At 71.6% G+C, this 10,338-nt stretch carries 12 protein-coding genes; 4 read left to right on the top strand and 8 right to left on the bottom strand.

What is annotated here, in order from left to right; all coding sequences use genetic code 11:
* Positions 1-21 precede the first annotated feature (21 nt).
* From AB0M08_RS18530 to AB0M08_RS18520, 3 genes are all read left to right on the top strand, one after another.
* Positions 22-1,593 (top strand): FAD-dependent oxidoreductase, encoded by a 1,572-nt coding sequence (locus AB0M08_RS18530; RefSeq protein ID WP_364494290.1) that lies wholly within the window; start codon positions 22-24, stop codon positions 1,591-1,593.
* 219 nt (positions 1,594-1,812) lie between these two features.
* Entirely contained in the window at positions 1,813-3,693 is a 1,881-nt protein-coding gene (locus AB0M08_RS18525) for a subtype A tannase (RefSeq protein WP_364494287.1), read from the top strand.
* A 68-nt stretch (positions 3,694-3,761) separates the two neighbouring features.
* Positions 3,762-4,820, top strand: coding sequence for a DUF2293 domain-containing protein (locus AB0M08_RS18520; protein ID WP_364494284.1), 1,059 nt, complete (start codon positions 3,762-3,764; stop codon positions 4,818-4,820).
* 18 nt (positions 4,821-4,838) lie between these two features.
* On the opposite strand, the gene AB0M08_RS18515 is transcribed toward AB0M08_RS18520, so the two are convergent.
* Positions 4,839-5,144 carry a helix-turn-helix domain-containing protein gene (locus AB0M08_RS18515; RefSeq protein ID WP_364494281.1) on the bottom strand — a complete coding sequence of 102 codons (306 nt, stop codon included), beginning with the start codon at positions 5,142-5,144 and terminating at the stop codon, positions 4,839-4,841.
* 61 nt (positions 5,145-5,205) lie between these two features.
* On the bottom strand, positions 5,206-5,871 hold the full coding sequence (locus AB0M08_RS18510) for an NADPH-dependent F420 reductase (RefSeq protein ID WP_364494278.1): 666 nt from the start codon (positions 5,869-5,871) through the stop codon (positions 5,206-5,208).
* Positions 5,872-5,948: 77 nt separating this feature from the next.
* On the opposite strand from AB0M08_RS18510, the gene AB0M08_RS18505 reads away from it, so the two are divergent.
* Positions 5,949-6,905, top strand: a complete 957-nt coding sequence (locus AB0M08_RS18505; RefSeq protein ID WP_364494275.1) for an AraC family transcriptional regulator — start codon at positions 5,949-5,951, stop codon at positions 6,903-6,905.
* Here AB0M08_RS18505 and AB0M08_RS18500 read toward each other — a convergent pair.
* From AB0M08_RS18500 to AB0M08_RS18475, 6 genes are read right to left on the bottom strand one after another with little or no spacing between them, the layout of a single operon-like run.
* Positions 6,826-7,029 (bottom strand): hypothetical protein, encoded by a 204-nt coding sequence (locus AB0M08_RS18500; RefSeq protein WP_364494272.1) that lies wholly within the window; start codon positions 7,027-7,029, stop codon positions 6,826-6,828. The two genes, AB0M08_RS18505 and AB0M08_RS18500, sit on opposite strands and share 80 nt — an antisense overlap.
* 42 nt (positions 7,030-7,071) lie before the next feature.
* Complete coding sequence (locus AB0M08_RS18495; protein ID WP_364494269.1) at positions 7,072-7,806, bottom strand: alpha/beta hydrolase; 735 nt, start codon at positions 7,804-7,806, stop codon at positions 7,072-7,074.
* A 1-nt stretch (position 7,807) separates the two neighbouring features.
* Entirely contained in the window at positions 7,808-7,948 is a 141-nt protein-coding gene (locus AB0M08_RS18490; protein WP_364494266.1) for a hypothetical protein, read from the bottom strand.
* Positions 7,945-8,712, bottom strand: a complete 768-nt coding sequence (locus tag AB0M08_RS18485) for an ABC transporter ATP-binding protein (RefSeq protein WP_364494263.1) — start codon at positions 8,710-8,712, stop codon at positions 7,945-7,947. Before AB0M08_RS18485 ends, AB0M08_RS18490 begins: the two co-directional genes overlap by 4 nt.
* The gene (locus tag AB0M08_RS18480; protein WP_364494260.1) at positions 8,699-9,496 is read right to left on the bottom strand and encodes an ABC transporter ATP-binding protein; all 798 of its coding nucleotides are present in this window, start codon (positions 9,494-9,496) and stop codon (positions 8,699-8,701) included. Before AB0M08_RS18480 ends, AB0M08_RS18485 begins: the two co-directional genes overlap by 14 nt.
* Entirely contained in the window at positions 9,483-10,337 is an 855-nt protein-coding gene (locus tag AB0M08_RS18475) for an ABC transporter permease (RefSeq protein WP_364494257.1), read from the bottom strand. Before AB0M08_RS18475 ends, AB0M08_RS18480 begins: the two co-directional genes overlap by 14 nt.
* Position 10,338 lies beyond the last annotated feature (1 nt).

The following is a 10,338-nucleotide window of genomic DNA, read 5'->3' as shown; positions in this document are numbered from 1 at the left end:
GCCGTACTATAACCTGTTCTAGTGGAAGAGTTCGATGTCGTCATCGTCGGAAGCGGCGCCGCCGGGATGACCGCGGCGCTCACCGCGGCCCATCACGGCCTCACCTCCCTGGTCGTGGAGAAGGCCGACGTGTACGGCGGCTCGACCGCGCGCTCCGGCGGCGGCGTGTGGGCGCCGGGGCCGGAGGCGGCCGAATACCTGGAACACGTATCAGGCGCGGAGGTCGCCCCGGAACGCCGCCACGCCCTACTGGAACACGGGCCCGCGATGCTCGCCTTCGTCGAGGACCACACCCCGCTGGAGTTCGCCCGCGTGCCCGGGTATCCCGACTATCACCCGGAGGCCGCCGGCGGGCGGGCCGACGGCCGTACCCGGGAACCCCGCCCCCTGGACGCCCGGAAGGCCGGACCGGACCTCGCGGCCCTCGCCGCGCCCTACCGTGCCGCGCCGAGCGGCATGGCCGTGACCGCGGCCGACTACCGCTGGCTCTCCCTCGGCCTGCGCCATCCACGCTCGGTGCTGACCATCGCCCGGCTCGCCGCCGACCGCCTCCGCCGGCGCCGTCTCACCATGGGCCAGGCGCTCGCCGCGGGGCTGCGCGCCGGACTCCGCACGGCCGGCGTCGAGGTACGGCTCGGCACCCCGATGACCGGGCTGCTGACCGAGAACGATCGGGTGACCGGGATCCGCTGCGGCGACCTGGTGATACCCGCGCGGCGCGGGGTGCTGCTGGCCGGCGGCGGGTTCGAACGGAACGAGCGGATGCGCCGCGAGCATCAGGAGGTCGGCAGCGCGTGGACGGTCGGCGCGACCGGCAACACCGGGGACGGCATCCGCGCCGGCGCGGAGCTCGGCGCGGCGCTGGACCTGATGGACGAGGCCTGGTGGGGGCCGTCGATCCCGCTCACCGGCGGCGCGTACTTCTGCCTCGCCGAGCGGAACCTGCCCGGCAGCCTGATCGTGGACGGCACCGGGCGGCGGTTCGCCAACGAGGCCGCGCCCTACGTCGACGCGGTGCACGTGATGCTCGGCCGGGTGGACGGGGTGAAGCACCTGCCCGCCTGGCTGGTGACCGATCAGGCCTACCGTGACAGGTACCTCTTCGCCGGCCGGGGACCGCGCACCCCGCTGCCCCGCCGCTGGTTCGACGCCGGGGTGGCCCACCGCGCGGGCACCCTCGCCGGGCTGGCCGAGCGCATCGGGGTGCCGCCCGAGGCACTGACGGCGACGGTCGAGCGCTTCAACGGCTTCACCGACCGTGACGAGGACTTCGGGCGCGGTGACTCCGCGTACGACCGCTACTACGGCGACCCCCGGCAGCGCCCGAACCCGTGCCTGGGCCCGCTGCACAAGCCGCCGTTCTACGCGTTCGCCCTGGTCCCGGGCGATCTGGGCACCAAGGGCGGGCTGCGCACCGACGAGCGCGCCCGGGTCCTGCGCCCCGGCGGCGCGGCGATCCCCGGGCTCTACGCGGCCGGGAACACCGGCGCCTCGGTGATGGGGCGCGGCTATGCCGGGGCGGGCGCGACCCTCGGCCCCGCGATGACGTTCGGCTACCTCGCGGCGCTGGACCTCGCCGGGCTACTGCCGTAGTGGTATCCGCGCTCCGACGTCCCCATTCCCCTCATTTCAGCGCCGTTTCCGGCAGTTCACTACTACTGGAGTAGTAGTCGCAATGGCTGCTGACGTCGGACGACAGAGGGCACCCGGAATGGGCACGCTGGAGAAGCCCAAGAACCGCATCGTCGGCCCGGTGACCACAGGAAACACATAATCACCGCACAGTTTCGGCGCGAGAGAAAGAATTCAATCATGGAACTGCGCAGGCGAACGTTCCTCCAGGGTGCGGCGGCCACCTCCGCAATCAGCGTTCTGGGACTCGCGGCGTGCACCGACTCGGACGGCGACTCGTCGACGAGCACCTCCACCGCGGCGTCCGGCTCGTACACGCTGAGCTTCACCGGCGACACGTGGAGCTACGACGCGGACAACGACGTGTACTACCAGATCGGCAAGTACTACGTGACCAAGCCGGAGGCGCCGGACTACGAGTCGCTCGCGGTCTTCGTGCCGGGCAAGTACCTGAAGGCGACGAAGAACAGCGACGGGACGTACACGGCCACGGTCGACGCCTCGGGCACCGTCGGTGACTACACCGCGGCCACCGCGCCGATCGTGCTGCCGCTGAACACGCCCGGCTACGCGGCGCAGGCCCCGCTGACCGAGTACAGCTACGACACCGTCTCGGAGTACCTCAAGGCGGGCTTCGTCTACGTGCACGCCGGGATGCGCGGCAAGGACAGCAACACCGACGCCTACGTCGGCAACGCGCCCTGGGGTGTCACCGACCTGAAGGCCGCCGTGCGGTACATCCGGTACAACGCCGACCTGATCCCGGGCAGCAAGGACCGGATGGTCACCTTCGGTCACAGTGGCGGCGGGGCACAGAGCGCGATCATGGGCGCCTCGGGCGACAGCGAGCTGTACACGCCGTACCTGACGGCGCTCGGCGCGGCGCTGACCGACGCGAGCGGCAAGGACATCAGCGACGCGATCGCCGGTGCCATGTGCTGGTGCCCGATCACCAACCTCGACTACGCGAACGCGGCGTACGAGTGGAACATGGGGCAGTTCGCCACCACCGACACCCGCGCGGACGGGACCTGGACCAAGAGCTACTCCACCGAGCTGGCCAAGGCGTTCGCGGCGTACCAGAACAAGCTCGGCCTGAAGGACTCGTCCGGCGCGACGCTGTCGCTCGACAAGACCGGCAGCGGCGTCTACCTGGGCGGCAAGTACTACGACCACATCGTCTCGGTGGTCCAGAAGTCGCTGAACGACTTCCTCAAGGACACCACGTTCCCGTACACGCCGACGAACTCGTTCATGGCGGGCAACGGGGGCGGCGGCGCTCCCGGCGGGGCAGGCATGCCGTCGGGCGCCGCACCCGGTGGCGCGGGGATGCCCTCGGGCGCCGCACCCGGCGGTGCGGGCATGCCCTCCGGTGCGGCTGCCGGTGGTGGCGGCATCCCCGGCAGCGGGGCGCAGCAGGACACCACGACCTACAAGACGGTCAAGGAGTACATCGCCCACCTCAACGAGGACACCACCTGGGTGAAGTACGACGCCTCCTCGAACAGCGCGACGATCACCGGGCTGGCCGGCTTCGTGAAGAGCCAGAAGAACGCGTCCAAGGCGGTCGGCGCGTTCGACGGGCCGGACCGGAGCATGACCGAGAACGTGGTCTTCGGCGACGGCACCGCCGGACTGCACTTCTCCCCGGTCGCCGAGCAGGTGATCGAGGCGAACGAGGCCGCCTTCGCGACGATCTCCGGCTGGCAGACCACGTACGCGTCGTCCGAGTACACGACGGACTTCGCCAAGACCGACACGGTCGGCAAGGACATGACGTACCGGGTGAACATGTACAACCCGATGTACTACCTGACCGATTTCTACGAGGGCTACCAGAGCGGCACGGTCGCGCCGCACTGGCGGATCCGCACCGGCATCATGCAGGGCGACACCGCCAACACGACCGAGGTCAACCTGTCACTCGCCCTCGGCGTCTACGACGGCGTCGAGGACGTCGACTTCGAGACCGTCTGGGGCCAGGGCCACACCATGGCCGAGCGCACCGGCGAGGCCACCACCAACTTCATCGCCTGGGTCAAGGACGTGGTCGCCAAGTGACGCTCAGGGAGGCGGTCACGGCCGCCTCCCTTCCGCCTCCTTTTCGCGTACGCGGTAACCTCCGCAACGTGCAGCCCACCTCCAAGCTGGAACGACGGGTGGTGACCGCGGCCGAGAACGCCCTGGCCCAGCGGCGCTACGTGAGCCCGATCGACGTGCTCGTCGGCATCGGCTGGCTCCCGCCCGGCCCGGTGACCGCGTGGGAGCGGGGTCTGACTCCGCACCTGGAGCCCGCCGCGGTGGTCGACCCCGACCGCCTCGCCGGCGCGCTCGACATCCTCCGGCGCTGGGCGCTCGGCAACGGCATGCGGTCCACCGAGGTGTCGTACGCCGCGGCCACCCGCGACCGTCACCCGCTGCGCTTCACCGTCGACGGACGCCCCGAGCGGGAGCTGGCGTACCGGACACACTGGATGCCCGCCGACCTGACCGACGCCCAGCGGGACCGCCTCACCGCCAAGCAGAACACCCCGCCGGACATGATCGTGCTGCTCGCCGCCCGCTCCTTCACCTGCGCCGGTTGCGGCGAGACCGAGGCCGACATGCTGATGATGGAGGAGGGCGAGCCGCTCTGCCTCGCCTGCACCGACCTCGACCACCTGGTCTTCCTCCCGGCCGGCGACGCCGCGCTGACCCGCCGCGCCAAGAAGGCCAGCCGCCTCTCCGCCGTGGTGGTCCGTTTCAACCGCTCCCGCAAGCGCAACGAACGCCAGGGCCTGCTGGTCGAGGAGTCCGCCCTCGCCGAGGCCGAACAGCAGTGCCTCTCCGACGAGGAGGCCCGCGCCCGCCGCCGCGACCGCGACCGCGAGCGCCGCGAGGCCGCCGACGTGGTCTTCCAGGAGAACCTCGCCACCCTGATCGCCGATCTCTTCCCCGCCATCCCGGCATCCCGCGCCATGGAGATCAGCCTGCACACGGCCCTGCGCGGCAGCGGCCGCGTCGGCCGGAGCGCGGCGGGCCGCGCCCTGGACCCGGACGCCGCGACGCGCGCGGTGATCGCTTCTATCCGCCACGAGGACACCGACTACGACACCCTGCTGATGTCCGGCGTCCCCCGCCCCGAGGCCCGCGACCGCATCCGCCCCACCATCGACCGGATCCTCACCGCTTGGCGCCGCCCGGCCTGAGTCCGCCCCGGCCACCCGCTACGAGGCGAGCGGGAACTCCGCACGCGTGTTCGTACCCGTGATCCTGATGTCCAGCTCACCCTCCAGCGCACCGGCCAAGCGCTGGAGCAGCGGAAGCGTCGGCGTGACCGCGCCACCCTCCAGCCGGGAGATCACGGTCTGCGTCGTGCCGGCCCGCGTGGCGAGCTCGGCCTGGCTGATCCCCAACGCTGTCCGACGGTCGTAGACAGCCTGCCCGAGAGCGATCCGGGTCCCGGCCTCGACGTACTCGGCACTCTCCCGGTGCTCGTCCGGAACAGCCCACCCGGTGTGATAGCCCGTCATCGTTCGCCTCCTTCACGATCAGAAGCCAACCATGACCGAGCGCGCGAGAAGAGTCGCGCGCCTAGACACCGAGGAGGGTGGTCAGGGCGGGACGGCCGACCGGGCGGGGTGGGGCGCTGAACATGCCGTCGGGGTCCAGGTGGGCGAGCTGTGCGGGCGTGCCGGGCGCGAAACGGCGGCTCTCCGTGAGGGCACCGGCGTCGTAGGTGTCGAAGCCGAGTGAGTCGATCAGGGCGGCGACCGCCCTCTTGGCGGTGGCGTCGTCGCCGGCGATGGGCAGCGTGCTGCGGTCCGGGGCGAAGGCCGGGCGGGCGAGCAGCGGCAGGTGCGCGAAGAAGACGGTGCTGAACGCCTTGACCACGTGCGCCCCGGCGAGGTGCGTCTGGAGCAGGAGGTACGGCGGGACGCCGGCCGCCTCGATCTCCGGGACGCTGCCCTGGCGGGCCGGGTCGTAGTTGAGCGTGTCGATGACGACCTTGCCGCGCAACGGCTCGGCCGGGACGCTCGCGTGGAACCGGACCGGGATGCTGACCACCACGATGTCGCCGGCGGCCGCGGCCTCGCCCACCGTCGCCGCGCGAGCCCGGGGGCCCAACCCGGCAGCCGTCTCCCGCAGCGTCTCCGGGCCGCGGCTGTTGCTCAGTACGACGTCGTGGCCGGCGCCGACCGCCAGCCGCGCGAGCGCGCCGCCGATCCGTCCGCTGCCGATGAAACCGATCGTTGTCATGATCCGAACCTAGAGCGCCATCCCCGTACGATCTATGATTCGGAATCCGCCTTTCTTTCGCTATCGTCCGGAGAACCATGGATCCGCTGAGCGAGGTGCTGTCGCTGCTGAAGCCGCGCAGCTACATCACGGCCGGTTTCGACGCGGGCCGGCCGTGGGCGCTGGAGCTGGACGACCTGGCCGGGCGGATCAAGTGCTACGCGGTGGTCCGGGGATCGTGCCGGCTGACCCTGGAGGGGGACGCGACGCCGGTGGTGGTGCCGGAGGGCGCCTGTTTCGTGCTGCCGACCGGGCGTACCGCCGTCATCGGCAGCGATCCGGGCGTCCCTGCCGTGCGCGCCTCCGAGGTGCTCGACCCGAACCGGAGCGGCGAGGCCGTCACCTATCGCGGCGGCGGCGACGTGTACCTGGTCGGGAGCCGGTTCGAGATGGGCAGCCCGCACGCCGCGGCGCTGCTGCGGACCCTGCCCCCGCTGATCCTGGTGGAGACCGACGACGACCGGGACCGCCTCCGCCGGTCGATCGAGATGATGATGGCCGAACTCCGCGACGGCCGTCCCGGCGCGGACCTGATGGCGCAGCACCTCGCCCACATGATGCTGGTCCAGGCTCTGCGGCTGTATCTCGCGGCGCGGTCCCCCAGAGAAACCGGCGACACGGGATGGTTCGCGGCGCTGGCGGATCCGGAGTTGAGTGGGGCGATCGGCGCGATGCACGCCGATCCCGGCCACGCCTGGACCCTGCGGGAGCTGGCCGCACGCAGCGGCATGTCACGCACCGTCTTCGCGGAGCGCTTCCGGGAGCGCTCCGGCGAGACGCCGATCGCCTATCTGACCCGGTGGCGGATGACGCTCGCGGCGGAGCGGCTCCGCGAGGGCACCGAGACGCTCGCCCGGATCGCGCATTCCCTCGGGTACGCGTCCGAGCCGGCGTTCACCACGGCCTTCCGGCGCGTCATGGGCGCACCACCGGGACGCTATGCCCGCTCGCTCGCACCGCCCGGCTCGCGGTCGCGACGACGGCCAGCAGGGTGAGCCAGCCGGCCAGGACGAAGGTCAGGGCCGGGGCGCCGAGCCAGGTGATCAGTGCGCCACCGGCCATCGTGCCCAGGGCGGCCGCACCCGTCGTGAGATCGCGCCGCCGCCAGAGGGTGTCCATCGTGGGCATCGTGCCCGACGCGGCGCTCCCGGGCGACCCGTTTTACCAGGTGCCGGCGGTGACGGTGACGAACGGGCGCGGGGGGACGCCGACGCGGACGGCCTCCAGGAAAGTGATGATCTCGGCGGCGACCGAGCGGTGGGTGGCGTCGTTCAGGACGTCGTGGTGGGTGTCGCGGACCAGGGACAGACGCGCCGTCGGGAGGGTCTTCGCGAGGCCGGCCAGCGCGTCGTGGTCGGTCAGGGGGTCCGCGACGCCGGCGAGGAGCAGGTGCGGGATCGCCGAGGTCGACCCGTACGCGACATCAAGCAAGGGGAGCGGAAGCGCCTCGGTGAGCGTGCCCCGGCTGAAGGCCGCGTCGCCGGTGAGGACCGCGCGATGCGCGGGACAGTGGGTGCGAAGATCAAGTTCAGATTCCCAGGAGCCTTTTCCGGTACGGTCGTGAGTGGGCAGCCCGGCGAGCACCACCGCGTCCGGAGACCGGACGGCCGACGGGTCCGCAGACGCGAGCAGCGCCGCGATCAGGGCGGCCCCGGAGTCGGCACCGATCAGGATCAGTGGGTGGGGCAACTCGCCCAGGTCCGCGACCGCGCCGGTCAGGGCGGCGTCGAGATCCTCGGGCGAGACCGGCGACGACGGCAGGACCCGGACGCGGTAGGCGTCGACGGCGAGGCGGCGGCCCAGGCGGGCGTAGGTCAGCGCGGTCTCGCCGCGTCCGGGAACGATCAGGACGGTGCCGCGGGTGGCCACGCCGGTGGGCGGAAAGTGATCAGACATGTCAGGCCGCCTTGAGGGTGGAGGGCTTCCCGCCGAGCGCGGGCGCGATCTCGGTGGCGACGACGAAGAGCTCCTGCGCCTGCCGGTACGCGGTGGCCAGGTCGTCGCGCCCCTGGACGTGGGTGAGGAAGCCGAGTCTCATGCCGTGACCGCCTTCCGCAGCGTCGGGACCGAGTCGATCAGGAGCTTCGTGTAAGCGTGCCGGGGCTCGGTGATCACCTGGCGGGTGGGGCCGTCCTCGACCAGCTCGCCCTGGTAGAGCACGGCGATCCGGTCGGCGATCCCGGCCACCGAGCCGAGGTCGTGCGAGATGAAGAGGAGCGCGGTGCCCGCGTCCCGCAGCTCCTTGAGCAGTTCCAGGACCTTGACCCGGTTGGCGGCGTCGAGGGCGCTGACCGGCTCGTCGAGGAGGATGAGCTTCGGCTCGCTGACCAGGGCGCGGGCGACGGCGACCCGCTGCCGCTGGCCTCCGGAGAGTTCAGCGGGCAGTCGATCGAGCAGATCTTCGGAAAGACGCACTCTATCCAAATATTTCCGGACATTTTCTCCAGTACGCCCCTGAATGCGCAACGGCTCGGCCAGCGACTCCCTGATGGTCAGATCGGGGTCGAGACTCCGCAGCGGATCCTGGAAGACGTACTGGAGGATCCCGCGCCGCCGGAAAGCCTGCCACTGACGCTTGCCGTAGGAGCTGACCTGCTCGCCGTCGATCACGATGCGGCCGGAGCTCGGGGGCACGAGACCGAGGACCGCGCGGGCCAGGGTCGACTTCCCCGAGCCGGTCTCGCCGATCACGCCGATCGTCTCGCCCGGATCCAGGCGGAGCGAGACGTTCCGGAGCGCGTGCAACCGGCCCCGGCGGCGCCGGTAGTGGACGTCCAGGTCGCTGACCTCAAGAAGAGACAAGGTACTTCTCCCATCCGTACGCCTCGTGCTCCTCGATCAGCAGCCGGGTGTACTCGTGCCGGGGCCGGTGGAGCACCTGCTCGACCGTCCCCTGCTCGACCACCTCGCCGGCCCGCATGACCAGCACCTCCTCGCAGAGCTGGGCGACCACGGCGAGGTCGTGCGAGACCACCACCAGGGCCAGCCCGGTCTCCCGCCGCAGGTCGCGGAGCAGGTCGAGGATCTCCGCCTGGACGGTCACGTCGAGCGCGGTGGTCGCCTCGTCGGCGATCAGCACCTTCGGCCCGGCCGCGATCGCCGCCGCGATCAGCGAGCGCTGCAGCATGCCGCCGGAGAGCTCGTGCGGGTACTGCCGGTAGACCTCCGCCGGGTCGCGGAGCCTGACCGCGCCGAGCAGCTCGATCGCCCGTTCCCTGGCGGCGCGGCGCTTCAGGCCGAGCTTGACCCGGACCACCTCGGCGATCTGCGACCCGATCGTCAGCGACGGGTTGAGGTAGGAGGCCGGGTCCTGGAAGACCGCGCTGATGGTCGTCCCGCGCAGCGCGGTCCACTCCTTCGCGCCGATCCCGTCCAGGTCGCGGCCGTCGAGCTCGATGCTCCCGCCGGTGACGGTGATCCCCTCGGGGAGGATGCCGAGCGCGGCCCGGCAGGTCAGCGTCTTGCCGCTGCCGGATTCCCCGACGATCCCGACGACGCCGCCCGGCTCCAGCGCGAAGGAGACTCCGTGGACGAGCTCCTCACCATGCAGACTTATACGGACATTTGATAATTCAAGCAGCGACACGACGCCTCTCCTTCTCCAGCAGCAGGGTCCGGCCCGCGGCGCCGGACACGTCCCGGATCGCGTCGGCGAGCAGGTTGCAGGCCCAGGCCGTCGCCATGATCAGGAAGGTCGGCACCAGCGGCGCCCACGGCCGGAAGGTGAGATAGCCCAGGTCGGCGGCGAGCACCCCGCCCCAGGTCGGCGCCGGCGGCTGCACCCCGATGCCGAGGAAGGTGAGGCTGGAGACCACCACGAACCCGACCCCGGCCGTGTTGGCGAGGGCCACCGCGATCGGCGGGAGCACCTTGACCCAGACGTGCCGGCGGACCACCCAGCCGACCGAGGCGCCGGCGATGATCGCCGCCTCGACGTACGGGGAGCGGGCGACCGCGAGGGTGGCGGCCCGGGAGACCCGGTAGAAGAGCGGCGAGATCATGATGCCGACGGTGAACATCGCCTGCGGGATCCCGTTGCCGAGCAGCGCGGTCACCGCGACCGCGAAGACCAGGAACGGCAGCGCGATCAGCGTGTCGGCGAGCCGCAGGGTGACCCACTCGAAGACCGCGCCGAGGTAGACGCTGAGGATGCCCGGGACCACCCCGGCCACCAGCGCGACCAGGGCGACCTGCACCGAGCCGAGCACGCTGACCCGGGAGCCGTCGAGCAGCCGGCTGAGCACGTCCCGGCCCAGGTAGTCGGTGCCGAGCCAGTGCGCTCCGGACGGCCCGGCGAGCAGGTCGCTCCCACCCTCGAGGGGGTCGTACGGCGCGAGCAGCGGGCCGAGGATCGCCAGCAGCGCGACCGCGATCAGGACGCCGACGGCGATCCGCCCGCTGAGCAGCCCGAGGACACGGCGCGGCACG

It is taken from the genome of Actinoplanes sp. NPDC051851, from assembly GCF_040681165.1.
GTDB lineage: Bacteria > Actinomycetota > Actinomycetes > Mycobacteriales > Micromonosporaceae > Actinoplanes.
The sequence above is the reverse complement of the archived record's forward strand: the minus strand, read 5'-3'. Positions and strand labels throughout refer to the sequence as shown.

Bases quoted from the DNA above. Each gene is read 5' to 3' on its own strand.
- AB0M08_RS18525 (WP_364494287.1), top strand. From the start codon at position 1,813: ATGGAACTGCGCAGGCGAACGTTCCTCCAGGGTGCGGCGGCCACCTCC.
- AB0M08_RS18515 (WP_364494281.1), bottom strand. From the start codon at position 5,144: ATGACGGGCTATCACACCGGGTGGGCTGTTCCGGACGAGCACCGGGAG.
- AB0M08_RS18510 (WP_364494278.1), bottom strand. From the start codon at position 5,871: ATGACAACGATCGGTTTCATCGGCAGCGGACGGATCGGCGGCGCGCTC.
- AB0M08_RS18505 (WP_364494275.1), top strand. From the start codon at position 5,949: ATGGATCCGCTGAGCGAGGTGCTGTCGCTGCTGAAGCCGCGCAGCTAC.
- AB0M08_RS18500 (WP_364494272.1), bottom strand. From the start codon at position 7,029: ATGGACACCCTCTGGCGGCGGCGCGATCTCACGACGGGTGCGGCCGCC.
- AB0M08_RS18495 (WP_364494269.1), bottom strand. From the start codon at position 7,806: ATGTCTGATCACTTTCCGCCCACCGGCGTGGCCACCCGCGGCACCGTC.
- AB0M08_RS18490 (WP_364494266.1), bottom strand. From the start codon at position 7,948: ATGAGACTCGGCTTCCTCACCCACGTCCAGGGGCGCGACGACCTGGCC.